Origin of the sequence: Paenibacillus sp. FSL K6-0108 (genome assembly GCF_045040695.1) — a bacterium.
Lineage (GTDB): Bacteria > Bacillota > Bacilli > Paenibacillales > Paenibacillaceae > Paenibacillus > Paenibacillus pabuli_B.
Genome location: NZ_CP150288.1, coordinates 2,479,777 through 2,505,268 on the forward strand (window position 1 = coordinate 2,479,777; position 25,492 = coordinate 2,505,268).

The window sequence follows — 25,492 nt, forward strand, 5'->3', positions numbered from 1 at the left end:
TGTATGTTCACAACACACAGCACGAGGGTAACAGGAACTCGAAAGGATGATAAACTTGACGATTCAATATAATGAACAACTACGTATATTTGCAATACAGACGCAAAATTCGTCCTACATTTTCGGAATTAATGAGAGGGAACACCTCCAGCATCTGTATTGGGGTAACCCGGTGGACATCGAGGACAGCGCTCCGTTGCTCCATCTACAATCCCACAGCTCTTTTGACGCGGAAGTGGAAGGAGAGGTGGAGGAGTATAGCGTCTGGGGAGGTGCATCTTATACAGAGCCATCTCTGAAGCTGCGTATGTCTGATGGTGTCCGCGATCTTCATGTAAAGTATGACCGTCACGAGATCATTGAACAAGATGGCAGACAGACGTTGATTATTACGTTGAAGGATCAGGTCTATGCACTTGAAACGCAGCTGATATATCGGGTCATCCCGGAATTCGACCTGGTGGAGCGTTATGCCAATATCGTAAATAAGGGACAAGAGGATATCGTGCTGGAAAGCATGCAATCCGCAGCCTGGACTTTGCCATATCTCCAGGATTACCGCCTAACTCATGTTACGGGGAAATGGTCGGGTGAATTCCAACTGCGCAATACCATTTTGACAGAGGGAAAGAAGGTACTTGAATCGCGGAGAGGTTTCACTGACGGTCATGCCAACCCATGGTTTGCGATTGATGATGGTCTTTCGACAGAAAGCGGCGGCGGGGTATGGTTTGGTGCTCTGGCTTGGAGCGGCAACTGGAAGATTGTGGCTGAGAAGACCCCATTCACGCATGTGCGGGTAACAGGTGGCATCAATGATTTTGACAATGAATGGCTGCTGGGTGCGGGTGAAACGTTTGAGACGCCTGTCTTTGTCGGCGGATTCAGCCCAGAAGGCTTTGGCGGAATGAGCCACCGCTTGCACCAATATCAATACAATTACATACTGCCTCGCAGTGAAATCGGGAAAGTGCTGTACAACTCATGGGAAGCTACCTACTTCGATGTTAACGCACAGGACCAAATGGCGCTTGCCGAGCGGGCAGCCAAGATGGGCGTTGAGCTGTTCGTTGTGGATGACGGCTGGTTTGGACAGCGGCATTCCGACCGAGCTGGGTTGGGCGACTGGAACGTGAATAAGGATAAGTTCCCGAACGGACTTGTGGAGCTGATTGACCGGGTTCAAGGACTTGGGATGGAGTTTGGCATATGGGTAGAGCCCGAGTCGGTCAATCCGGATAGTGATCTTTATAGAGAACATCCAGACTGGGTATATCATTTTGAGACCCGGGGACGTACGGAGCTTCGTAATCAGCTGCTGCTTAACATTTCCAAGCCGGAGGTTAAGCAATACATTATCCATTTTATGACCGAACTGCTTGGCAACCATGAGATTAAGTTCATTAAATGGGATATGAACCGGACCATCACGGAGCCTGGCATGAAGGGTCACCCCATTAACCGTCAGAAGGAAGTATGGGTAAGGCATGTCCAGAGTCTCTATGATATATGGGCACAGCTGAGAGCCAAGTTCCCGGATGTGGAATTTGAGACTTGCGCAGGAGGTGGCTCGCGGATTGATCTGGGCATCTTCCGTTATGCCGACCAATCCTGGCCGAGTGACAATACGGATGCGTTCGACCGTCTGAGCATTCAGGAAGGGTTCTCGTATACGTACGCGCCACGTATGATGACCTGTTGGGTAACCGAGTCACCTACAGGAATGAACGGTCGAAACGTCTCCCTGAAGTATCGTTTCCACAGTGCAATGATGGGCACGCTTGGTATTGGCTCCAATCTGAACGAGTGGAGTGATGAGTGGATTGAGCAATCTGGGGAATTCATCAGTCAGTACAAAGCCATTCGCCACCTCGTACAATTCGGCAGACAATTCCGCCTGACTGCGCTTCGCGATAAGGGGGTTACGGCTGTCCAGTACAGCGATGCTACCGCAAGTGAACATGTTCTGTTCGCTTTTCTTCACTCGCAGAAGCTGGGTGAACCGTTGCCTAGACTGCGTTTGGCGGGCCTTCAGGCTGACAAGACCTATCTCATTGAAGAGCTGGGGTTATCGGTCAGTGGCCGTGCGCTGATGAACATCGGGGTGGAGCTGCCTCTACGTGGCGATTTCGACAGTCTGGTATACCGTATCCGTGAGCAGGTATAATGGTTCTATAGAACTGTTTAAAAGGAGTGCTTTGCAAGCCGATAGTGGCTGCAACGCACTCCTTTTCTATTGAATCTCTTTTTGTGGCAGTCGGATTTGGACCGTGGTTCCCATGCCTAGTTTGCTATACACTTTAACACCGTAGTATTCACCAAATTTTAGCTTAATTCGCCGATCCACATTGGAAATGCCATAGCCTCTGCCTTCTTTCTCTTCAAACAAAGACTGAAGCGTCTCACGCCGCATGCCCATCCCATCGTCTATAACAGATAAGATGATACTATTATTCTCAATGACTCCCTTGATATGGATATTGAGGGGCCGATCCTGATTCCAAAGTGCATGAATCACTGCATTCTCCACAAAAGGCTGTAGCGCAAGCTTTACGGTCGAGTAGGGCAGGATCGATTGATCTATCGTGTAGATGATGTTCAGCTTGCCTTTAAATCGTATAAGCTGAATGGCATTATAGCTCTGCGTCAATTTCAATTCCTCATTGATCGTCAGGATGCTCTTTCCTTTATTCAGGGATATCCGATAAAACTTGGCCAGATGAAGGACCATATCCTGAATTTGCGGATCCTGATGTTTTACGGCCAGAGAGGAGATCGAGCCGAGTGTGTTATACAGAAAATGAGGATTGATCTGAGCTTGAAGCAGGTCGAGCTCGGCTTCTTTGCTCTGTAGCTCCTTCTGGTAGACCTCCGTAACCAGACTTTTCAGCCGGGTTGTCATCTGTTCGAATGCAAAGTGAAGCTGTCCTATCTCATCATTGCCCATTTGTTCCTCATGGGTAGGATTGAAATCCCCCCGTTCAATGCGTCGAATCATCCGTATTAACGTCCTGATGCGTTTGCTGAACAGCGATGCGGTAATATAAATGAGCAACAGCGCCACACCGATGAATCCCAGTGAAATTTTGATAATAAGCTGAGAGAGAGATTTGGCATCTTTGATAATACTGTCATAAGGGAAGATGGATACCGTTTTCCAGCCGTTTTTGAGCGTATTATACACCGCTAGAGCCTTGACCCCTTGATACGTTGTATCAAATCTGCCTGAAGGTGTCTCGTCAAAATTTTGATGAAGCAATTCGGGCAGGCTTGTGTTGATTAACTGCTTGTCCGCTGAAGATAGAATAATGCCCTTGTCATTGATAATAAAAATATCTTTGCCGCCTGCTTCTTTTTCCATGAGAGAGTAGATGACAGACTCGGAAATTTGAAAGACCAGCATGCCGTAGGGATACTGATTACTATTGTTGTTCAGCAGCCGGGCAAGCGTAAACATCGCGGGACCATTCTCGGTCTGCGGCGATGAGAGATGAATAATGTTCCCATAAGATTGTTTCAATTTGTGAAACAGTTCCGTGTTCTGAACTTCGGGTGTAATCGGCCTGATATAATAATTGTCTTTGGGCAGCGATGGATTGTCTGAATAAATGAATGCGCTATCAAAATCAGGGTAGGCAGCCATCACGGTGTCGATTCGATTGCCAATATAATTATAGACATCCAAATAGGATGGATCATCCTGATACTCGTTTGTAAGGTAATTGGCAAGACGATTATCCAAATAAATGGAGGCGGAAATATGTTCGTAGCTATCCAGTTTATTTTCCAGATTTTTAGTGATCTGAGCTGTTGAGTTCGTCATGTTGATGTAGATCTGCTCAGTAAGTTTTGTTTTGGTAAGTTCATAGGAAAAATAAACCAATAACATCATCGGAATGATGGTAACGAGTACAAATACCATAAACAGTTTGGAACGAAAGCTCAGGTTAACAAAAGGCATGTATATATATTTTCGATAGAATTGGCGCATTAGGGAGCCCTCTCTTGACTGATTATTCGTTGCACAGTTCATCATAGCAGAGTAAATATTGAAATCCAATCCTCTCTTTGCACAAAAACATCTTTAAAAAGCGGTATCTTTCGGAGAATTCGACTATGGCAAGCGATTGGCGTCAAATTTATGATAAATAGGAGAGAAGTTAATCAAGATATGGCTGGCCATGCTGCTGTATAGAAAAAGGGAGGGTATTTAATGCATAAGGTAAGCGCTATCAAAACAGTCAGGAGCAGTAATCTGATAAGCAGACTAAAAGAGCAAAAATGGTTATTCGTGCTTATGCTTCCTGCCTTCATTGCGACATTGCTATTTTCCTATGGTCCGATGTTTGGACTATATATGGCGTTTACGAATTATCAGCCGGGTGGGGGATCGTTTTTTTACCAGTTCTTCCATGCCGAATTTGTAGGTTTCCAGTGGTTTGAGTATTTCTTTACTACAGGGGACTTCTATCGGGTTATGCGTAATACGCTTGCGACAAGCTTGCTGACGCTGTTCTTCGGATTTCCTGCTCCGATCATTCTCGCGCTTGTGTTGAATGAAGCGAGACAGGGATTTTTCAAGCGTTTTGTACAGACGGTTTCTTATCTGCCGCATTTTATCTCATGGGTTATTGCAGCCAACATTGTAATTACGCTGCTGGCTTCGGATGGAATGCTTAACAATATTCTGGTTTTGCTGGGTATTGTCAAAGAACCAGTTGCATTTTTGCAGAACGGGCCTCTATTCTGGTGGATAATCGCATTATCGAATATGTGGAAAGAGATGGGTTTCAGTGCCATTATGTATCTCGCCGCAATCGCTTCCATAAATCCTGAACTCTACGAAGCGGCCAGGGTGGACGGAGCCAGCCGATTTAAGCAAATGTGGCATATTACGCTGCCATCCATGCGCCCTACAATTGTCATATTGGCTATTCTTGCGGTCGGAGGCATTTTGAATGCAGGATTTGAACAGCAATACCTGCTGCAAAATAATACCGTGCTTGAATACTCCGAAGTTATCGATATTTATGCCTACAAATACGGACTACAGAACAGCATGTTCTCTTACGGGGCTGCCGTGGGGATGTTCAAATCCGTTGTTGCCTTTATTCTTGTTCTCATCGTGAACCGGATTTCCAGAAAAGTGAACGACCAGGCGTTGTTCTAACTATAAAAGACAGAGGGGAGCGCTTGTGATGATTCTGAACAGATTCGGGGATCGTATTTTCAAAATCATTGTGTATTTCATTCTTATTCTCGTATTACTCGTTACATTTCTTCCGTTTTGGAATATACTCGTTCTTTCATTGAACAGCGCGGAGGATACGGTACGGGGCGGCGTTTACCTGTGGCCAAGGGATTTGACCTTGGATAGCTATCAGCAGATTTTAAAAGATAGCGAGATATTAAACGGGCTGTGGGTAACCGTCAAACGAACGCTGATTGGCGCACCGCTGTCGGTTCTCGTCATTACGATGCTTGCATATCCGCTAAGTCGGCGGAATCTGATTGGTCGCAAAGGCTGGAACCTGTACTTTATCTTTACCATGTATTTCAGTGGTGGGCTCATTCCGTTCTACATGGTGCTTAAGGCACTGAACATGATCGATACATTCTCGGTATTCATTTTGCCAAGTTTGATGAATGTCTTCTATATGATTATTGTCCGTACCTTTATGGAGCAGCTGCCCCATGAAATTGAAGAATCGGCGAGGGTTGACGGAGCTAACGATCTGACGATTTTCTTCCGGATTGTGATGCCGCTGACAACACCTGTACTTGCAACAGTGGGGCTTTTTCAAGCCATTGGGCATTGGAATGCCTGGTTTGATTCCTATGCATTTACCTACAGCTCGGACCTGAAGACTTTGCAAGCCGTGCTTGTCAAAATATTGAATCAATTTCAGACTGGCGGCATGATCTCACAAACGCAAATGCTGGCCAACTCGGCCAAGCGGAATGCCGTTTCAAGCGATACCATTCGAATGGCTGCTACGATGGTAGCTACCTTGCCAATCGTTATGGTATATCCGTTCCTGCAAAAATACTTTGTTAAAGGCATGACTTTGGGCGCGGTGAAGAGTTAATCTGTTCCATAATCCGGTTGCAGGGAAGGCTTGTCCGGTGGCCTCTTCCTGAAAGGGGGTGGGCAAAGATCGTTTTGGAAATGCTCAATCTAGCACTACAGGAATTTATTCATTGGGAGGAATTAGGGTGTCAATGACAAAGACAAAAAAATGGATGACCATGGGGATTACAGCTGCATTAGTCGTTGGTTTGCTGGCGGGCTGCTCCTCCAGTGATGGGGAGAACAACACAGCAGGTAAAGATGGGGAACAAGGGCCGATTACGCTGACCTGGTTTGATGGCAATACCAAAGGAGAACCTTTTACCGATGCAGTGGCCCAGGAAATTACCAAAAAGACGGGCATAGAGATCTCCATCCAACAGCCAACGGGGAATCCAACGGAAAAACTGAGTCTGATGCTGGCGAGTGGTGACTATCCGGATGTCGTGGTCATGAGTCGTGGAGATGCTTCCCTCGATAAGTACATTTCAAGCGGCGCATTCATTCCACTGGATGAGTTAATTGAAAAGTATGGTTCTGATCTGAAAGAAATGTACGGCGAAACCTTGACCAAAACACGTTATACAGACGGCAAGAACTACTATCTGGCAAACTGGTATGGACTCGACAGTGATCCGGTCTTTGGTATGCTGATGAGGCAGAGTCTGCTGGAAGAGTTTCTTCCAGACAAAGCAGATGGTTCTCAGCCACTTACAACAGATGAGTTTGAAGCTCTTCTGAAAAATTTTAAAGAAAAATACAACACGATTGATGGCAAAGAATCCATCCCGATGACCATGAACGGTGAGAACATGGGCGCGAATCTGGGGACATTCAAAGGCATGTGGGGTTTGAAAACGTACTATGACAACAACGGACGTCTGCAATATGATGTCAAGGACCCCAAATATCGTGAAATGCTGTTATATATGAATCGGTTATATCGAGAAGGTCTGATTGAGAAGGAATTTGCCATTAGCAAAACGCAGACATGGATTCAAAAGCTGACGACTGGCGCGGTATTCGCTACCCCAGGAGCATATTGGGACCCAGGTAACGGCAATGCGGCCCTGAAGAAGGATGGCGGGGAAAAGAATCAGTTGTTCGCATACAAGGTTGTTGCTCCAGGTGTAGATCCGGCCCAAACCACATTTGGCCCAAGAAGCTCGCTTGGATGGGATGCAATCGCCATTACCAAAAACAACAAACACCCGGAAGAGACCGTTAAGCTGTTTAATTATCTGGCGAGTGATGAAGGACAGCATTTGCTGCTGTGGGGTAAGGAAGGCGAGCAATATACCATGGTGGATGGCAAGCGCCAACCAGACCCTGCATTCCTGCAGAGTTTCAAGGATAACTGGGATGATACGGTGAAGAAAAGCGGTGTTCGCAAATGGTTATGGTTTGTCAAAAACGGACTTGATCCAAATGGACAGCCATATGACATGGCCGTTAAATTCCAACGCAGTGAAGTGGATGAACTCGCTCTCAAGAGTCTTGGTGATTCCGTATGGGATACAGCACAGTATGACAACCTGAATCCGGATGGGGGAACACCTCAAGCACTGACGGCCCAGAAGGTGAAGGATATTATGGATCAGAGCATTACGAGAGCCATTATTGCTCCAAGTGAAGCTGAAGCCAATTCTGTATTCGACAAAATGCTGGAGGATATGAAAAAGGCCGGCGATGAGAAAGTGGAAGATATCATTAACGAGAAATATGCTCAGCGTATGGAATTGTGGAATTCCAAATAAATAATCCAAAGTTTTTTGTAAGCGTCCCGTGATGTTCCGGGACGCTTATTGTCTATGACCGCAATGTTCCCCCATTTGGAATGAACAGGCTTTTTTGGTCTACATATTCCCCCTTCATTGTTCAAATAATGATGGGACAGAACAAAGGAGGGAACGATGGATGAACAAGGCCGGACGAAAAGGGTGGTCCTGTACCTGGAAATGTAAAATGTCATTGGTATTAACAGGCACGATATTCATGTGTTATGGTGTGGGTCTTTCTGTCAGCAGTGCGGAATCCCAGTTTCGTTCAGGGCAGGTGATGGAACAAATTATAACGAAGCAAGCCTCAATAGAAATACCAGGTTCAGGTTCAGCTTCAGGTCATACATCATCAGATTCTACAGCAGACCAATCCAAGCATAAACGTATGGCAATCATCATTGATGATGCGGGAAATGACATGAAAGGAACTTCTGAAATTTTGGCGACCCCAGTTAAGCTTACGCTGGCCGTAATGCCGTTCTTGCCAACGACGAAGAAAGATGCGATTGCCGCACATGAAAAGGGAATGGATGTCATTGTTCACATGCCTATGGAGCCCAAAAAAGGCAGACCGGAATGGCTCGGTCCAGGAGCGATCACATCCAATCTGACCGATGAGGAAGTACGTGAACGAGTCGAGAAAGCCATAGACGAAGTTCCTTATGCCGTCGGTATGAACAACCACATGGGTTCCAAAATTACCTCTGATAAACGAATCATGTCCATTGTTTTGGATGTATGTCGAGAGCGTGGGCTGTTTTTTGTAGATAGTCGTACCAACTTCCGCTCCGTGGTGGGTGAAGTGGCCATCGCCAAAAACATGCCACCCGTCGGTAACGACATATTTCTGGATGATCATAATTCCAAACAACATATACGCAAGCAAATGGAATTGGCTGCCCAACGTGCTCTCGACAAAGATGTATGTGTAGTGATTGGTCATGTGGGTCACACCGGATTAAATACCTCAGCTGTCGTACATGAGTCCGTATCACGGCTCAAAGATCAGATCGAGTTCGTCGGAATTAGCGATCTGGTCCGAGATGTATGGCATTGGCAAGCTGAACCTAAACTGCCGACAGATAGTAAATAATACCGTTGGCAATGGATTGGGCAATCCGTTTTTGTGTACTTGGGTCGCTGATCATTGCGCGATCACGTGCATTGCTCAGAAATCCGGTTTCAACAATTACAGCTGGCTGCTTCACATGATTTAACAGGTAAAAGGGCTTGCCCCACACTACATCACGTTGTGTATCGTACAATTGATTAAGCTGATTTTGAATGGAACTCGCCAGCATATAGCTGCGCCCTTCGTTCTGATGTAATACAACAGGTCCTTGTGCAGACGATCTTGGGCTCCAGTTAGCATGGATACTGACGACAATGTCGGTGCTGACCTCTTCACTAAGGCTCTTGCGTTGAGCCAAATCTTTAATATGACGTGAGCGACTGTTTAACCAGCGATTCTCGTCACTCAGCGCATAGTCGCCGAGTCGGTTGATGATTACCGCATAGCCCTTAGTGCGAAGCAGGAGATATACCTTTTGACTAATGGCCAGGTTAATGTCTTTCTCCAGTACTCCATGCTCTGTTGTTCCACCGTCAATGCCGCCGTGACCAACATCCAGCAAAATTACAGGTGCTGCAAACGCATGATGAGTGGAGTGATACGCATCTCCATCAGTTACTGGCAGCATGGATGGGCTTATGGGTGATCGTTGTGAATACAGTGTAGGCAAGTCGGTTAGGATGAATTTCGCCGCACTGGCATGCGAGGTCAGGGGAAAGCAACTGATGCTGATTAACAGTGCCAGCGATGCGGCCAGCAGCTTATACATGAGAATACACGCTCCTTCTTGAAATAGACTCTTATGCCGTAAACGGAGTGGATGGATACCTTTGGCATTAGACTGTGCATTCTTCTGTTTTTCATACTCTTTGTAGCAAAAAAAATGTTTATTGATGATCCCTTCTGCACACAATAGAGATAACAAAAGCCCCGGCGCTTTGCCGGAGCTATGGGGAGGCAGAGGATATGACCAAAAGTGATGAGCTTGTGAAATACATTACAGAGCGAGTCGTTCATTATATCGACACACCGAAGGATGAACGTAGACGAACCAAGACCAAAGAGCCGTGGGCAATGAAGTGGTTTGGAATGATTCCTTTTGCCGTGTCCCTCTGGATGGGGAAAAAGGAAGAAGCGATAAAATCGCAGCGGAAAATGCAAAAATGAAGTTTTGCAGGCAAAGGGTAAATCAAGAACGTTGGCAGGCAAAAGCTTCTTCTCCAAAAAAGACGCATTCCTATGAAGATTAGAGGAAGGCGTCTTATTTGTTGTGAGGATTGTCATGGTTTCACAGCGTAGAATTTCCCATCCCGCAGCAAGGTCTGAAGAGGTACAAATCGTCTTACCGACGTATTGCCGCCAATAGCTACATACTGATTTTGAACTGTGCCACGGTCATCACGCCAGATCTGATAACCACCGACAGGCAAAGGTCCGCCATATATGACATTTTGATGATCCGCAGAAAAAACGACCTTTTTATGTTCTTTCCATTGCTGGTTTAATGTCTTCACGCCGCTGACGGAAAGTGCTTTTGACGTGATCCATAACAGATTGTCCGCTGGATCAAACAGAGGTTGCAGATCCATGGAATCAACAGACAACGCGGAGACTTTAGGTAAAACATCTGGCGTGATAACAACAGCCTGTCCGGATATTGATCTTATCGACATCATTCGTTCTGTAGCCGGCTGGGAGTCCGCATCCAGTGCATCCAGTACATTCAGCACACCCGGTGGCAGGATATCGCCGTTTGTCGCGTCAATATACATTGCATCATCATTAGGTCTTTCCACTTTCCAATAAGCAAGCAGGGGAGGCGCATAACGTAATTGAAGCCCTCCACCGTCATGAATAAGCTCTTTTAAGTCTAATTGGTTCCTGTTAAGGGCCTGATCCAACAAGGAAATGTTATACGGTCGTTGTTCTCCCTGACCATACTCGCTAAGTAGCAAATGCCCTTGGTCGTTCGCTGAAATAATCATATAGCCAATGGGAGCCCCTCGAACATTTGCGTATACCAGCCAGCTGCGTGTGCCTGGACCGAGGGGGTAAAAGTCCAATTGAGCATGATCCCAATGGTTTCCTGCATGTTCAGTAGCAAGGACATTAGCTTGCTCGCGAGCAAATTGTTGTACTGCACCCGGGGCCAGTTTGTCAGAATGAAGTTCCGTTGTACTTTTGGTCAGTGCAGAGTGTTGCATCGATTTGGATGCTTTTTGAATTTCGGCACCTTCAGCTTGCAGTAAAGGGAGCAGGGAGGCTACACAGAGAAGGCATATTACCATGCCGATTATTCGGCGAATCACATTCCATCCCTTATGGAAGGGTCGTTTCATGTTAACACCTACTTTTCTGGGGTACATATCATGACAAAATGGTCTATCTATTCGCTGCGTGATTGTTACTAGTTCCATTTTAGAGGACAGGCTGTGCAAAGGTTGCTGCAACCTGTCGGGTTGCCACTCATGAATAAACACTACTTTTGCCGTCATTTGCGGGAAAAGTAGTGTCTTCGTCGTCTATCTTCAATGTCATCTATCTTAAATGAAACATGCCGCTGTTAATTGCGGTCACCTTAACTTTGGGCTCATATTGCCAGATCATCTCAGTACGGCGTGTTTCGTATTGAAGTTTCATGGCTTCCCGGTCCAGCATCGCTTGCCGTGCTTTGTCCTGTTCCGGGTCCGTTTCTGATTCTGCCTGAACATCAGCTTCAGCCGCGAGCTCGACATCTGATCCAATCGATACACCAGTTGGTTCAATGGATTGTAGATGTTCATTTTGTTGAATACGAGAAGGGCCGGGCCGAGCGCTCTGAACATGGATAGAAGGCTCCGTCCTCGCCTGAGCCTGATCATTTGAACCACCACTTGTGCTGTAGGCATTGGTCGAATCTGCGTAAACCTCAGGTGTATCCTCTCGAAGAACGGCTTCATAGTACGTATCCACAACTGCAAGCTCCAGATCAAGCCGTTCTTTGGCTTTCTCTGCCCAGCTATAGTCGAGTTGCAGCAAATGATTTGTCAAATGGGATTCGAGAGCAGCCCCGGCATCGGCTAGTGATACTTTGGCGGTCTGTACGTGCATATTTTCAGCCAGCCTTGGGCTAAGGTCACGCCTGTTCAGCTTTGAGCCGAATTTCTCGACAATTTCCCCTGTTCTAAGGGAAATGCCGATAAAATGAAGTTCCTCCTTTTTTAAATCACAGGCGAATTCCACTTTAAAACACACGCCAAGCCAAGGCTCATATACTGCTGGTGCGGTAGCTCGCAATTGCCTTTTTGCAGCCTGTTCAAACAGATTCACGAATTCGCCGCCTTCCCGGGCTGCATTGAAGATCTGCTGCAGCCTGCGGCTGCCATATAAAACATCTTCTTTCAAAATCCGTCCGGGACCCAGCTGAGGCAGAGAAGGCACTATGCCGAAGTATCGGCCTAGAATAGTCTCTTTGGGGGCCTCGAGGCTGCCGGGGCCGGCACCTGGTGGGGCTGGAGGAGCTAATTGTGCGGCTCTTGCTTCCTCGGCTTCCAGCGCGTGTTGATAGGCATCAGGATCAAAAACAAATGTAAAGGACATCGTCTCCGCAGGGGCTCCGGTTCGCTCCACAAACCCCCAATAATACGGACGGTTGGTTAACGCCTTGTCGGCTTCAGGTGAAAGTTTAACCGTAACATGGGCAGGGGAACGCTCCATAATCTGACAATCGAGTGTTTCCAGGTAAGTGAGCACATACGCCTGCACTTCATGGGGTGACATGGTCATGGTTAGAGGCCTCCTTTACGAAGGTCAAGCCCGGATGGGGCTGGTGCTTCATCTGCGACTTCGCGCTGAATGGAGTTCAGCGATTGTCCAAGCGAGTCCATTTTACGGCGGATATCCTCTTCGTTTTGTGACTCAAGCATGATTTTGTACAAGCTTTTTTCAATCGATTCCTTCTTCTCCAGCCGTTCCAGAATAACGTCCAATCCACCAATAACCATCTCAAACATATTGATCTTCTCATGAAGCAGGTTCAGAATATGCTCCTCAATTGTGCCTGTCGTCGAAAGGTTGTAGATGTTGACATCATTCTGCTGTCCCAATCGATGAACGCGCCCGATTCGCTGCTCAACACGCATGGGATTCCAGGGCAGGTCGAAGTTAATCATGTGATGACAAAATTGCAGGTTGATGCCCTCACCACCCGCTTCGGTTGCAATCATTGCTTGAACGCGGCCGCGAAAGAGGTCCATCATCCAGTCCTTTTTACCCCGGTTCATGCCGCCACGGTAGGGAACAGCGGTCAGGCCGTTATTGCGAAAATAATTGAGCAAATACTCCTGCGTGGCACGGTATTCGGTGAAAATAATAACCTTCTCATTCATATTACGAATGAGCTCCATCGTTTTTTCCGCTTTGGTATTTTCCTTAATCGCTTTAATATGGGCAACGAGCTCCCAAATCTTGTCCCGCAGCGGAGAGTCCAGTGGAAGCTTCTTCGACAGATTAACCAGCGTTACAAACACGGCATCCCGACTGCTGCATACTTCTCGCTGCAGCGTCACCAGGGAAAGCATGCTGCTCAGGTTGCCACCCGCTTCCTGGTACTGATCCTTAACAAAGGAAGTTACCCCATCATATAGGGCCTGTTCTTCGGGCGAAAGTTGCAAATTCACATTGGACACGTTCCGTTTGGTGAATTGAACAGGCCCTTCGCCGCGGCGGTTACGGATCATGACTTTGGACAACTCATCCTTGAGCTGTTCCTGGTTTTTCGGAATACGTTTGTCGACGACAAAATTGGCTGCAAAATCACCCTGACGGCCAAGCTGTCCCGGCTTGAGCAGGTTAATGAGGTTGAACAGTTCGCTCATGTCATTCTGTACCGGCGTAGCCGTAAGCAGCAGGCAATATTTTTTTCGCAACTTCAACATGAATTGATAGTTGGTCGTTTTTTTATTTTTGAGCTTATGAGCTTCATCGATAATAATCATGTCGTAATCCGTATTCAGCAGCATACCCTTATGCGGATCACGCTTGGCTGTGTCCATGGAAGCAACGACCACTTCATTTTGCCAGGAATACGCCTTTTTCTGTGCAACTGCAGGGATGCCAAATTTGGAATTGAGCTCCCGGACCCATTGCAATACAAGGGACGCAGGCACAAGAATCAGAACTTTGGATACGAGTCCTCGGACCATATATTCTTTCAAAATCAGGCCAGCTTCAATCGTTTTGCCGAGTCCAACCTCATCAGCGAGAATCGCACGGCCTGACATTTCAAACAGTACTCTGCGTGCAGTGTCCATCTGGTGTGGAAGAGGGGTAAGCCCCTGTAAATGCTTGAGACACTGAATTTCATCAAAGTTGGGAATCAGATTTGTCTCTTCCGCTTGAATGCCAAGTTGAAATAGTCTGTAGTCACCCCAAGGGCCACCTTTATCAAGCCTGGATTCCAGTTGGGTCAGCCAGCTGCGATCGAATTCAAGCGGAACAGGTAGTTCTGCTGCAGGTTGATTAATCTGCTGCGGGTTTTTCCGGTTCATGGTACTTCCTCCCCTGCCATTCGTGATGACGTTTATTCGTAGGTAATAGTATGGACGAATGAGAGGCAGTTCATAACCAACCTTGGAGTACGGGGGTGATTTCGGTCGCGAAATCTGGAAGGATTGTCAAAAGACAGGTATTCACGTATGTTAATCAATGTATATTCAGAATATAAGGGAGGGGAATCCGTTCATGTTTTCATTGATTTTTGATATGGATGGTACGTTATTTCAGACAGATCGAATATTGGAAACTTCTCTGCATGACACGTTTAATCATCTGAGATCAAAGGGGTTATGGGAGGAGCATACACCAATAGAAAAGTACCGTGAAATTATGGGAGTTCCTTTGCCTATCGTGTGGGAGACTTTATTGCCAGGCTGCTCGGACCAGATCAGACAACAAGCAAATGAATGGTTTCATGAGAAGTTGATTGCGAATATCGAGGCAGGGCAGGGTGCGTTGTATCCGTACGTAGAAGAGTTCTTCCAATACTGCAAAGGGAAAGGAATACCGATATACATAGCGAGTAATGGACAAACCGAATACTTGAATTCCATCGTAAATTATTATCATCTGGATGAATGGGTAACGGAAACCTTCAGCATACAGCAGATTTCATCACAAAATAAGTCTGATCTCGTACGATCCATTGTGGAGAAATATAAGATCACCAAAGGGATGGTCATCGGTGATCGATTGTCTGACATTAAGGCTGCGAAGGATAATGATTTAATTTCCATCGGATGCAATTTTGACTTTGCTCAAGCCGATGAACTAGCTCAGGCGGATCGGGTTATTGATAGTATCGAGGAGTTGGAGACCTTAATCGGTGTACTGTAAAATGGCCTTCAAAAAGTGATTTGTGATGAAGGAAGTAATTCTTTTTCATCCTTTACTTATATTGTATAATAATGGATGAGAAAAAGGCCTGGTGCAGCTTTGGGGCCAATTAAAAAACAAAGAGGTGATCAGATGCGGGAACCGATAGATGAACCTATGTTTTATTCATATCCAGGCATGGTAGCGGTAGTGACATCTCGTCATAAGGACATGCAGAATGTCATGGCATCTGGCTGGCATACCTATATTGGATCGTCTCCCGGAATTTACGGAATATCATTGCGGAAGGAAACGTACTCTTATGAATTGATTGAACAGAGTGGAGTATTCGGGGTTCACTTCCTTCCGGGTCATTATTCGGAGTGGATTCAGGCAGCGGGAACCTTCAGTGGAAGAGACACAGATAAATTCTCGAAGTTCGGGATTACATACGAAGAAGGAATCAAAATAAACGTACCTATTCTGACCGAAGCCTATTTTGCATATGAGTGCAAGGTGATCGATATCACAACGTATGGGGATCATGAATGGATTGCAGGTGAAGTGTTACAACGCTATCAAGACCCGGAATATTTTCTGGAAAACGGAATGGTTAATTTGGATAAACTGCAAATTCCAATGTACGCAGGACGATCCTCTTATCGAATCCTCGATGGGAGGGCGGAAGAGAAGGTTCATCCGTTTCACCTCTAGGGTCCTAGGCACCAAGATGCATTTATGAGCAAAACTTTCATTCCGGCAAGGGATAGGTTTATAATGGTTATTGGCTGCTGAGCAAGTCGGCAGCCTTTTCCTATTTTCTCAAGTGTATTTTCAGGCCCCAGAGGGATCTGATGATATATGAAATATAGAGTAAGGTAATATTATCCATTCCATGAAAAATGCTGTATTTAACAATAGAATTAGAGTATGATTTTACAGCTATATATGCTTGGCAGGAAAGGTTACATCGTTTCACTGGATTGTAACTATTGCTGTAATTTGTGAATAATCTTTCGGGCGTATAATGCTAAACGGGAGATAACAACAAAGATATAAAGAAATCGTAATCATAAAACTTCATGGTTAAGTAATACGTCTTCTTTATGTTGTAAATGAATGATGGAAGGTGCAATACGTATGTTAATGACAACCAGAACCACAAGGAGTTCTAGAACGCCCCAGACATGGATGATGTCAACTCACATTGCCAAGGAGGGGCTCGCATGTCACAATCTTTGAAAAGCAAGCGGCATATGAACGGACTGGATGGTTTGCGAGCCATCGCAGTGCTTGCAGTCATAGGGTATCATTTGAATTTAGGTTTTCTTCCGGGCGGTTTGCTCGGGGTAGGCATTTTCTTTGTTCTATCAGGATATTTGATTACAGACATTCTTTTGACACAATGGCAGGAGCATGGCCGGATATCGCTCGGTGATTTCTGGGTGCGAAGAATAAGGCGCTTGTTACCTGGCATGATCACGATGACAGCAGTGGTGATGATTTGGCTTCTCTGCACTGATCCTTCTCGCCTCGCTGGGTTGCGTGGTGACATTGTTTCGGGAGTATTATACATAAGCAATTGGTGGTATATCTTTCATAACGTTTCCTATTTTGAAAGCTTCGGCCCTCCATCCCCCTTTGGACATTTCTGGTCACTGGCTGTGGAAGAACAGTTTTATATTGTATGGCCCATTCTACTGGTCGCAGCAATCGTCTTGTTCAAAAGAAAGGGATGGCTGGTCGTCTTTATTGTTGTGGCAGCTGAATTGTCTGCTGGTGCAATGGCCATCATGTATAATCCGGATCTGGACCCGAGCCGTGTTTATTATGGAACAGACACAAGAGCATTTGCTCTATTGGCTGGTGCTGCACTGGCCGTGGTATGGCCGAGTCGCAAACTATCGTCATCCCTTGCCCGCATCAATCGCCTTGTCCTGGACGTATTAGGCTTAGCTGCGCTGGCTTGGTTAATCTACATGATGCTGAACAGCAGTGAGTACGACCCTTCATTGTATCGAGGAGGCATGGTGCTTCAGGCCATTGCGACGACATTGCTCGTAGCTGTACTGGCTCATCCATCATCCTTCCTGGCACGGCTTATTGGCGCTAAGCCATTGCGCTGGATCGGGGAGCGATCCTATGGATTATATCTGTGGCATTATCCTGTCATTGTTCTGACGAGTCCAACGGTTGATACAGGTGGAGCACATCCTGTGCGAATGGTTTTGCAGGTTGCAGCAACGGTTGCATTGGCATCCTTGTCACTTAAATATATTGAAAATCCAATTCGTCACAACGGATTTCGTGATTCCTGGTCCCGATTATGGGGAAGGGATCGCAATGCAGCAGGAATACGTAACGTATGGTTGAAGCGCGCTGGATTGCTGATGAGTATTCTGCTTATGTCATTTACCGTATCACAGATGATGATTACGTCCGCAGCGAATTCCGATTCGCACTCGGTATCGATGTCAGCTACGCTGAATGGAGAACACTCCGTAACAGAGGAAAAAGGTCAGGGCGTCCTCCCAGCAGCAGTGAGCACTTCAGGCACTTCCGGGACCAACAGCCAACCTGCGCCACAGAAAAACGATAAACCAGCGGATAATGCTGAATATCCACCAGATAAAGGAGAACAGCAAACGACGAAGCCAGATAATGCTCCCCAATCTGAGGCACCTACCTCAGGTGAGGTGAAAGGATCAACTCCTGGTGATTCGAACCACACTGTGGGTAGACCCAAAGGCAGCACCGGCAATCCGGGAAATCCAGAAGACAACGGTAATGAACAAACGGAGGATCCAGTTAATACGTCAGATTCGTCCAAAGAGGAAGTGGGAACTGCTCCTCCAGCCAAAGATGGCAAAATTCATTATACGGTCATTGGAGATTCGGTTATTCTGGACGCGAAGCCTTATCTTGAACAAACCATTTCGGGCGTGCATGTGGACGGTCATATCGGTCGTCAGATGTGGGAAGCTGCTGATGTACTGGATGGCCTGAAGAGAAATAACCAATTGGGCAGTCAGGTCGTGCTGGAACTTGGGACGAACGGTTCATTCAATTCCAAAAGTCTGAATTCCGTGCTGGATTATTTGAAAGATGAAGAACATGTATATCTGGTTACCGTGCGAGTTCCTCGCCCATGGGAACGAACGGTGAACAAAGCACTGAACGAAGCGGCTTCCGATTATAGCAATGTATCTCTTATTGACTGGCACACTGCAAGTGAAGGACATGACGAATATTTCGAAAAAGATGGTGTACATCTGACGAAGGAAGGTTCGGAGGCTTTTGCAGCACTTGTGAAAGACAGTATGAAATAAATCAGAACTTATCTATTCATTTATTCATAGTCATGAATGGTATGCGAATACAAATAACAGAAGGAGCTCTCCATGCGAGGGCTCTTTCTGTGTGTGTAAACCAAGGGTTGGAGGATCAATCGGTATCCGATATTTTTCACCCCTGCATCCGTGCATCGTCACCTTACAACATGATAGCGTTACCATTTACAATAAGTGTATTCAAATCGCCAAGGGGGACTATAAAGATGTTGAAAAGATGGCTTTCAGGAATGTTGGCAATGGCGTTGTTTTCCATCGTGCTGGCAGGTTGCGGCGGCGGGGACAGCTCAGAAGGCAGCGACAGCAAGGATAAAGTAACCGTCACCATTTGGCACAACTGGACGGGACAAGACGCCAAAGCGGTGGCGATGCGCAAAATCATTGAAGACTTCCGTGCCTCGCATCCGGATATTGAAGTAGTGGATGAAGGTCTGCCGACAGATGGCCTGAAAACAAGACTCCGGACGGTGGCAGCGGCCAACGAAATGCCGGATCTGTTCGTCATGTGGCCGGATGCGATGACCAAGGAGTTTGTGAAGGGAGATCTGTTACAGCCGATCAATGCTGAGTTAGACGCGAAGCCGGAATGGAAAGACAACTTTATTCCGAATGCCCTGGATGGATATACGATCGATGGGGATATCTACTCGGTACCGATGAATCTCGCACCTACTTCTTTTATTTATTACAATGAAGCACTGTTTAAGCAGTATAACGTGAAAGTACCTGAAACATGGGCTGATTTGGAGCAGGCGATTGCTACATTTAATGAGAACAAAATCATACCGATCGCACTGGGGAACAAAGCCAATTGGGTGGCCCAATCCACAATTTTCAGTACACTGGCTGACCGGGTAACCGGCACAGACTGGTTCTTAAAGGCAGCAGCCCAGGAGGGAGCCAGCTTTACAGACCCACAGTTCATCCAGGCATTGGACAAAATGCAGGAACTCGGTAACAGCAAAGCATTTCAGGATGGTTTCAACAGCATTGACGAAACACAGATGATGCAGCTGTACTTCCAGGGAAAAGCAGCGATGGTGATAAACGGTGGATGGGCATTGGCCAACCTCGTCAACAACGCACCGGAAGACATTTTGAATAATACACATATTACAATTTTACCAGCAGTAGATGGAGGCAAGGGTGAGGCCAGAACAACATCTGGCGTTGTAGGGACTGGCTTGGGTGTAAGCAAAAAGTTAAGCGGTGCCCAGAAGGATGCAGCCATGGAGCTGTTCTACGCTTTGGCAGGTCCTGAAGGCCAGAAGGCAACCCTGGATAGCAGCACGCTGGTCAGCTATAAGATTGATCTGGATAAATCCAAAGCCCATCCGTTGTTTGTGGAGCTCTATGACTTAATGCAGGAGGTAAAGATTACGCCGGTGTATGATTCCAAGCTGGGTTCTGCAACCGTTGAGGTTATCAATAATGGATTGCAGGAGCTGTTGATGGGCGGTAAAGCCGAAGATATCGCAAATAAAATTCAGGCATCGCAAGCGAGTACAGTCGGAAATTAAGGTTAAAGGTCATTCAGATCTGGATGAGCGCTAGTACGAAATGAGGTAAGATTCTGACCCCTTCCCGTCAGGGGAGGGGTTTTACATGGATATCAAGAGAGTTGTATTTACCAAAGGTTTGTTGAAAGGAAGTGAGCAAATTGAACGCATTGCGCAGTCGACGTTTTATCATGCTGGGGCTCGCTCCGGCAGTTGTGATTTACGCTTTGTTTGTATTTGTACCGGTAGTATGGTCAGCGTACTATGGATTCTTTAACTGGTCGGGGATCGGTGAATCCAAATATATCGGACTGGATAACTATGTGGAAATATGGCATGATTCCGTATTTTGGCGGGCATTGAAAAACAACGTCATTTTTGTACTGGCCTCGGTATTTGGACAAATTCCGTTAGCGTTGATGCTGGCGGTCATATTGCATAAAAGCAACCCGTTACAGCGTTTTCTGCGTTCAGCCGTATTTCTGCCGATGGTATTGTCCACAGTAGTTATCGGTATGATCTGGCAATATATCTATCATCCACAAATTGGGATACTGAACTTCCTGTTGGATGCATTGGGTCTGGAAAGCTGGAAGCTGCAGTGGCTTTCGGATGACAAAATTGCGATTTTCTCCCTGGTGCCACCGCTGCTCTGGAGTTTTGTCGGTTTGTACCTGATTATTTTTATATCGGCGCTGCAAAATATTCCGGGAGAAATACATGATGCTGCCAAGATTGACGGTGCTTCCGGAATTCGCAAGCTGGTTTCCATTTCTTTGCCCATGATCTGGGGAACGGTTCAGGTGGCAATCATTCTATGTATCTCGGGCAGCCTGAAATCATTCGATCTGGTGTACATCATGACCAAAGGCGGCCCGGCACATGCAACAGAGCTGCTGGCAACGTATATGTATAATTCAACCTTCACAACGTATCGCTATGGTTTCGGGAGCGCGATCTCGACTACCATCGTGCTAATTTCCCTGCTGCTTATCGGAACAAGCCAGTGGGCCACAAGTCGTAAGAAAAAAGAGAGTTAGGAGAGAGGAGGGACTGTAATGAGTGTTACACCGTTATCGATGCGAACACCAGGAAATACTTCAGGCCATCCGGTTCGCCGATTCCGTAGTGGAATTGTTTGGACGCTGTTGACGGTCTATGGTATTTTAACATTGTATCCGTTTTATTGGCTTGTGATCAGTGCATTCAAAACGAATGAAGAGTTCTATAGCAAGCCCTTCGGGCTGCCGGGAAAATGGAACGTGGAAAATTTCAGCAATGCCTGGGAAAGCTCCAAGCTGGGAACCGCGTTTGGCAATTCCCTGATTGTATCTGTAGGTTCGCTTATCCTAACGCTGTTTATTGCAGCGCTGGCCTCATTTATACTTTCACGTTTCCAGTTTCGCTGGAAAGGGCTAATTATGACCTTCTTCGTTGTAGGCATGCTGATTCCCATTCACAGCACACTGGTCCCGTTATTTATTTTGATGAAACAGATGTCCCTGCTTAATACGTATTGGGCATTGATATTGCCGTATACTGCATTTGCGCTGCCAACTGCAATATTTGTGCTGACAGCGTATTTGACAAGTATTCCACGTGATATTGAAGAGGCTGCTTTTATTGATGGAACAGGTCTATGGGGGCTGTTTACCCGAATCATGCTTCCCATGTCCGTACCTGCCTTGTCAACGGTCACGATTCTGAGTTTCCTGCACGCGTGGAATGACTTTTCGTTCGCACTCGTGTTTATTAACAAAACAGGTTTGAAAACGTTACCGCTCGCGATCGCCAATTTTGCCGACGGATATCAGACCGATTACGGCCTGACTCTTGCTGCCATGACTTTGTCTGTAATTCCGACTATCATTCTATACCTGGTATTTCAAGAACAAGTCATGAAAGGCATGACGGCCGGAGCAGTCAAAGGGTAAACGAAAGCGTATCCAGAGGAGGAAAAGATGTGGGACGCTGGCTAACATCTTCACTGCAACGGAAGCTTTCCGTCGTGGTTACAGCTTCCATGATTGTGCCGCTGCTGGCACTGGGGCTGTTCGCCTTTCTCATCTCTTCCCGCATCACAGAACAAAAAACAAAGCTTTCGGGCATGGACACACTGAAGCAGGTGGAAGCGAATTTGCGTTATATGCTGCAGGATGTCGAAACGCTATCCATTTTTCTGATTGGAGAAAGGGACATTCAGCAGTATTTAAGCAGCAATGAGGACGATGTGCAGGAGCGTGTAGATATTCTGGGCAGGATGACTAATCTCGCCGCTTCCAAAAAATATATTGCCAACATTGCCATCTATCCGGACCGTTTTGATGCGACTCTGTCCACGGCTACATGGTATGAATCCTCCAATGTTTCGTATCCTCCTGCTCCGCGTGGGGATGCAGTTAAAGCATGGACGGGCATATATCCGGTTCAGAATTATGCCGGTATCCAAAATGTAATCACCTTGGTTCGGCCCATTCGCAGTATTCATGATTATCGACCCATCGGATGGCTGGCGATCAGTCTCGATGAGAAGGCCATCTCGAAAGGCTGGGCGGCGCTGGGACTGGGTATGGGTGAAGGTCGACTGGAACTGATCGGCTCCACTGGAGAGATTTTGTCTTCCATGGATCAATCCCGTCTTGGACAGTCGTTGCAGAAGATCGAGCCTGAAGTGCAGGCACTGATCCAACAAGGAAGAAGCGGCACAGCTACGTATGGCAGAGGTAATGAGAAACGTACGTTGCTTTATTATCCGGAACAGCTGACCGGCTGGACGCTGACCGGAACGGTTCCCTATGATCAATATAAGTCCGAAAACGGTTATATTCTGATTCTCACTGCCGCTGCAGTGAGCTTGTCTGCTGCGATCAGCGCAGGACTTGTGTGGTTTACCGTGAGACGAGTGACAAGACCGCTCCGAGTTCTTACCAGGCATTTGTCTCGAATCGACCCGGATCGACCGCTGCCCTTATTCCGATCGGAAAGTGATGATGAAATTGGCGAGCTGGGGGAGAGTTATAATTTGCTCGGGGCACATATTGAGAGACTGAAAAAAGAGGTTATCCGTGGGGAAGCACGCAAAAAGGAGGCCGATCTCAGGGCGCTTCAGGCGCAGATCAATCCTCATTTTCTGTATAACACCCTTTCGTCGATTCACTGGATTGCCTTAATGTCTGAGGAAAAGCGGATCGCAGAGATGGTCGAGGGATTAAGTGATTTTTTGCGTATCAGCTTGAATCAGGGTAGGGATTATTGTCCTGTAGGGCAGGAGATTGCCCACATTCGCCATTATGTTCGTGTGCAGTCCATCCGTTTTCCCGACAAGTTCGCTGTACATTATATTGTTGATCCGGCACTTGAACAGCGAATGATGCTGAAGCTGCTGCTCCAACCGCTCGTCGAAAATGCCATGATTCATGGAATTCAGCCGAAAGCGGGTATGGGGACAATTACGATCATGATTCGGCAAGAACAGGAGCGAATGAATGTGCTGGTTCTGGATGACGGGGCTGGCATGGGGAGGGACAGACTGGAGCAAATCAGAAGCAGCCTTGTGCCATCGGATGAAGAAGAGCAACATTATTCAACCCACCATTGCACGGAAAGCGAGACTGTGAAGCAAGGGGGCTACGGGCTCCGAAATGTGAACGAGAGACTACTGCTTCATTATGGAGCGGAAGCGAAGCTGGAAGTGGATAGCCGGGTCGGAGGTGGAACCCGAATTTCATTCTCCATTCCAATTTTGGAGGTATCGCCATGAGGTTACTGATTGTTGATGATGAAGTGATTATCCGCACAGGTCTCGCCAGTGTAATCGCATGGCATGAACTGGGGATTGAATTGCTAACCCCAGCAGCCTCGGCAGAAGAGGCGTTAACACGCATGACCGAGGAGAGGCCTCATATTCTGATGACTGATATTCGAATGACAGGAAGATCGGGGCTTGAACTGGCTGAGGAAGGGCTGCATATGCTGCCGGAACTCGAGGTCATTATTTTATCCGGATACGATGACTTCTCTTACGCTCAGCAAGCGATTCGTCAAGGTGTCACCGATTATCTGCTTAAGACGAGCAAGCCGGAAGAAATCATCAAGACGGTACTTCAGGCCAAACATCGAATTACTGAACGCTGGGCTGAGAAATCAAGAGAAGGACAGCTGCTGCGAGAAAATAAACAGCAGCTGTTCACTGCCTGGATTATTGATGGAAACGTTGAATCCGGCTCCAGTCCTCTTTTTCTCCAGCAGGGAATGCATGTGCCATCGGATTCTTCCGACATGGAGCAGCTGAACCGACAAGTTCTGATTTTGAAAGCAGCAGGCTGGAATCGTTCTTCTGCTGCATTATTGAACTTTGCCGTGCAGAATATGCTGGAGGAGGTTCTGCCAGGTGCAATTGCACACATTCAAAAAAAACGGATTATCTGTGTTGTGCAGCTGCCGCCGGACGAGCAGGAATTCAAATATACGTTGGGCATTGCGTTATCCCGGATAGAGCAACTATTGAAATGTACATTGCGTGCAGCAGCAGGCCGGTCCTGCATGGAAGCTCAACTTCTGCATGAGAGCTACCGAACGGCTTCCATCGCTTACCGTTACCATGGGTTAATTAAGGACAGGATATGGAATTATGAAGACGTATTGCACCGCATAGGAGGTAAAACGGTCCTTCAACATGAGGAAGAAACCACTCTTGGTACTTTTCTAATGGATAACGATTCAATTATGCTGACTACATGGACGCGAGAACTGGTGGATGGACTCCTGATGGATCCCGAAGCAACGCCAGAGTCTTTCGATGCCTGTCTGCATGCTGCGGTAAATGCCGGACAGCGCTGGTTGATTCGTACCATGCGAGCCATTGGAAGAGACGATCTGGAACGATTTGAACCATGGAAGCCAGACCCGGATGCCGAGTCTGCTGAACTCCGGGATATGCTGTTTCATTATTTATATGGGCTGATGCATACCTATCACAGTCAGATGGGGCAAGGGCGGATTACACATGTACAGAAGGCTATTGCTTATATGGAATCCGCGTTGGTACAGGATATTAGCCTGCAACATGTGGCAGGTCAGGTTCATCTGCATCCGGGCCATCTCAGTGAACTGTTTAAAAAGGAAACGGGTGTCACGTTTGGTGATTATGTAACCAATATGCGAATTAGGCGTGCGATGGACATGCTGGTCGTTTCTCCCGCGAAAGTAAGTGAAGTGGCCGCTATCAGCGGATATGAGGACGTTAAGTATTTTAGCAGGCTATTCAAAAAACATACGGGCAAGACTCCGAGCGAGTATCGTGAGGAGGCAGTGGTGTGCAAGAATGCTGAACATTAAACGTTAGCCGAACAAACAAGAAACGAAGTTAC

19 protein-coding genes are annotated in these 25,492 nt (G+C 46.8%); 14 read left to right on the forward strand and 5 right to left on the reverse strand.

Annotation, left to right across the window (positions count from 1 at the left end):
* Positions 1-46 precede the first annotated feature (46 nt).
* Positions 47-2,167, forward strand: a complete 2,121-nt coding sequence (locus MHB49_RS11535) for an alpha-galactosidase (RefSeq protein ID WP_405156190.1) — start codon at positions 47-49, stop codon at positions 2,165-2,167.
* A gap of 66 nt (positions 2,168-2,233) precedes the next feature.
* Here the strand turns inward: MHB49_RS11535 and MHB49_RS11540 are convergent, their stop codons facing one another.
* Entirely contained in the window at positions 2,234-3,991 is a 1,758-nt protein-coding gene (locus MHB49_RS11540; protein WP_405156191.1) for a sensor histidine kinase, read from the reverse strand.
* A 222-nt stretch (positions 3,992-4,213) separates the two neighbouring features.
* Between MHB49_RS11540 and MHB49_RS11545 the strand changes: the two genes are divergently transcribed.
* The 4 genes from MHB49_RS11545 (at position 4,214) to MHB49_RS11560 (ending at position 8,944) form a co-directional block, all read left to right on the forward strand.
* Positions 4,214-5,170: an ABC transporter permease gene (locus MHB49_RS11545; RefSeq protein WP_405156192.1), complete on the forward strand. Its 957-nt coding sequence runs from the start codon at positions 4,214-4,216 to the stop codon at positions 5,168-5,170.
* A gap of 28 nt (positions 5,171-5,198) precedes the next feature.
* On the forward strand, positions 5,199-6,089 hold the full coding sequence (locus MHB49_RS11550) for a carbohydrate ABC transporter permease (RefSeq protein WP_029880772.1): 891 nt from the start codon (positions 5,199-5,201) through the stop codon (positions 6,087-6,089).
* A gap of 133 nt (positions 6,090-6,222) precedes the next feature.
* Entirely contained in the window at positions 6,223-7,827 is a 1,605-nt protein-coding gene (locus tag MHB49_RS11555; RefSeq protein ID WP_405156193.1) for an extracellular solute-binding protein, read from the forward strand.
* 160 nt (positions 7,828-7,987) lie between these two features.
* Entirely contained in the window at positions 7,988-8,944 is a 957-nt protein-coding gene (locus MHB49_RS11560; RefSeq protein ID WP_405156194.1) for a divergent polysaccharide deacetylase family protein, read from the forward strand.
* Here the strand turns inward: MHB49_RS11560 and MHB49_RS11565 are convergent.
* Complete coding sequence (locus tag MHB49_RS11565; RefSeq protein WP_405156195.1) at positions 8,919-9,692, reverse strand: N-acetylmuramoyl-L-alanine amidase; 774 nt, start codon at positions 9,690-9,692, stop codon at positions 8,919-8,921. The genes MHB49_RS11560 and MHB49_RS11565 overlap by 26 nt on opposite strands.
* A gap of 197 nt (positions 9,693-9,889) precedes the next feature.
* Between MHB49_RS11565 and MHB49_RS11570 the strand changes: the two genes are divergently transcribed.
* Positions 9,890-10,090: a YqzE family protein gene (locus tag MHB49_RS11570; RefSeq protein WP_405156196.1), complete on the forward strand. Its 201-nt coding sequence runs from the start codon at positions 9,890-9,892 to the stop codon at positions 10,088-10,090.
* 113 nt (positions 10,091-10,203) lie between these two features.
* Here the strand turns inward: MHB49_RS11570 and MHB49_RS11575 are convergent, their stop codons facing one another.
* The 3 genes from MHB49_RS11575 to MHB49_RS11585 all read right to left on the reverse strand — a co-directional run bounded on the left by MHB49_RS11575 (position 10,204) and on the right by MHB49_RS11585 (position 14,451).
* Positions 10,204-11,232, reverse strand: a complete 1,029-nt coding sequence (locus tag MHB49_RS11575) for a hypothetical protein (RefSeq protein WP_405156197.1) — start codon at positions 11,230-11,232, stop codon at positions 10,204-10,206.
* Between the two features lie 229 nt (positions 11,233-11,461).
* On the reverse strand, positions 11,462-12,688 hold the full coding sequence (locus tag MHB49_RS11580; protein ID WP_405156198.1) for a YqhG family protein: 1,227 nt from the start codon (positions 12,686-12,688) through the stop codon (positions 11,462-11,464).
* Between the two features lie 2 nt (positions 12,689-12,690).
* The gene (locus MHB49_RS11585; protein ID WP_405156199.1) at positions 12,691-14,451 is read right to left on the reverse strand and encodes a DEAD/DEAH box helicase; all 1,761 of its coding nucleotides are present in this window, start codon (positions 14,449-14,451) and stop codon (positions 12,691-12,693) included.
* Between the two features lie 193 nt (positions 14,452-14,644).
* Between MHB49_RS11585 and MHB49_RS11590 the strand changes: the two genes are divergently transcribed.
* The 8 genes from MHB49_RS11590 to MHB49_RS11625 all read left to right on the forward strand — a co-directional run bounded on the left by MHB49_RS11590 (position 14,645) and on the right by MHB49_RS11625 (position 25,460).
* Complete coding sequence (locus MHB49_RS11590; protein WP_405156200.1) at positions 14,645-15,295, forward strand: HAD-IA family hydrolase; 651 nt, start codon at positions 14,645-14,647, stop codon at positions 15,293-15,295.
* A 132-nt stretch (positions 15,296-15,427) separates the two neighbouring features.
* Entirely contained in the window at positions 15,428-15,988 is a 561-nt protein-coding gene (locus tag MHB49_RS11595) for a flavin reductase family protein (RefSeq protein WP_405156201.1), read from the forward strand.
* A gap of 512 nt (positions 15,989-16,500) precedes the next feature.
* On the forward strand, positions 16,501-18,603 hold the full coding sequence (locus MHB49_RS11600) for an acyltransferase family protein (protein WP_405156202.1): 2,103 nt from the start codon (positions 16,501-16,503) through the stop codon (positions 18,601-18,603).
* Positions 18,604-18,830: 227 nt separating this feature from the next.
* The gene (locus MHB49_RS11605) at positions 18,831-20,144 is read left to right on the forward strand and encodes an extracellular solute-binding protein (RefSeq protein ID WP_405156203.1); all 1,314 of its coding nucleotides are present in this window, start codon (positions 18,831-18,833) and stop codon (positions 20,142-20,144) included.
* A 140-nt stretch (positions 20,145-20,284) separates the two neighbouring features.
* On the forward strand, positions 20,285-21,163 hold the full coding sequence (locus MHB49_RS11610; RefSeq protein ID WP_247903109.1) for a carbohydrate ABC transporter permease: 879 nt from the start codon (positions 20,285-20,287) through the stop codon (positions 21,161-21,163).
* Between the two features lie 39 nt (positions 21,164-21,202).
* Positions 21,203-22,057 carry a carbohydrate ABC transporter permease gene (locus MHB49_RS11615; protein WP_405157111.1) on the forward strand — a complete coding sequence of 285 codons (855 nt, stop codon included), beginning with the start codon at positions 21,203-21,205 and terminating at the stop codon, positions 22,055-22,057.
* A gap of 29 nt (positions 22,058-22,086) precedes the next feature.
* The gene (locus MHB49_RS11620; RefSeq protein ID WP_405156204.1) at positions 22,087-23,883 is read left to right on the forward strand and encodes a sensor histidine kinase; all 1,797 of its coding nucleotides are present in this window, start codon (positions 22,087-22,089) and stop codon (positions 23,881-23,883) included.
* Positions 23,880-25,460, forward strand: a complete 1,581-nt coding sequence (locus tag MHB49_RS11625; protein ID WP_405156205.1) for a helix-turn-helix domain-containing protein — start codon at positions 23,880-23,882, stop codon at positions 25,458-25,460. The genes MHB49_RS11620 and MHB49_RS11625 overlap by 4 nt, the downstream gene beginning before the upstream one ends.
* Positions 25,461-25,492 lie beyond the last annotated feature (32 nt).

Coding starts and splice junctions, on each gene's coding strand:
- MHB49_RS11535 (WP_405156190.1), top strand. CDS start 47: ATGATAAACTTGACGATTCAATATAATGAACAACTACGTATATTTGCA.
- MHB49_RS11540 (WP_405156191.1), bottom strand. CDS start 3,991: ATGCGCCAATTCTATCGAAAATATATATACATGCCTTTTGTTAACCTG.
- MHB49_RS11545 (WP_405156192.1), top strand. CDS start 4,214: ATGCATAAGGTAAGCGCTATCAAAACAGTCAGGAGCAGTAATCTGATA.
- MHB49_RS11550 (WP_029880772.1), top strand. CDS start 5,199: ATGATTCTGAACAGATTCGGGGATCGTATTTTCAAAATCATTGTGTAT.
- MHB49_RS11555 (WP_405156193.1), top strand. CDS start 6,223: ATGACAAAGACAAAAAAATGGATGACCATGGGGATTACAGCTGCATTA.
- MHB49_RS11560 (WP_405156194.1), top strand. CDS start 7,988: ATGAACAAGGCCGGACGAAAAGGGTGGTCCTGTACCTGGAAATGTAAA.
- MHB49_RS11565 (WP_405156195.1), bottom strand. CDS start 9,692: ATGTATAAGCTGCTGGCCGCATCGCTGGCACTGTTAATCAGCATCAGT.
- MHB49_RS11570 (WP_405156196.1), top strand. CDS start 9,890: ATGACCAAAAGTGATGAGCTTGTGAAATACATTACAGAGCGAGTCGTT.
- MHB49_RS11580 (WP_405156198.1), bottom strand. CDS start 12,688: ATGACCATGTCACCCCATGAAGTGCAGGCGTATGTGCTCACTTACCTG.
- MHB49_RS11585 (WP_405156199.1), bottom strand. CDS start 14,451: ATGAACCGGAAAAACCCGCAGCAGATTAATCAACCTGCAGCAGAACTA.
- MHB49_RS11590 (WP_405156200.1), top strand. CDS start 14,645: ATGTTTTCATTGATTTTTGATATGGATGGTACGTTATTTCAGACAGAT.
- MHB49_RS11595 (WP_405156201.1), top strand. CDS start 15,428: ATGCGGGAACCGATAGATGAACCTATGTTTTATTCATATCCAGGCATG.
- MHB49_RS11600 (WP_405156202.1), top strand. CDS start 16,501: ATGTCACAATCTTTGAAAAGCAAGCGGCATATGAACGGACTGGATGGT.
- MHB49_RS11605 (WP_405156203.1), top strand. CDS start 18,831: ATGTTGAAAAGATGGCTTTCAGGAATGTTGGCAATGGCGTTGTTTTCC.
- MHB49_RS11615 (WP_405157111.1), top strand. CDS start 21,203: ATGCGAACACCAGGAAATACTTCAGGCCATCCGGTTCGCCGATTCCGT.
- MHB49_RS11625 (WP_405156205.1), top strand. CDS start 23,880: ATGAGGTTACTGATTGTTGATGATGAAGTGATTATCCGCACAGGTCTC.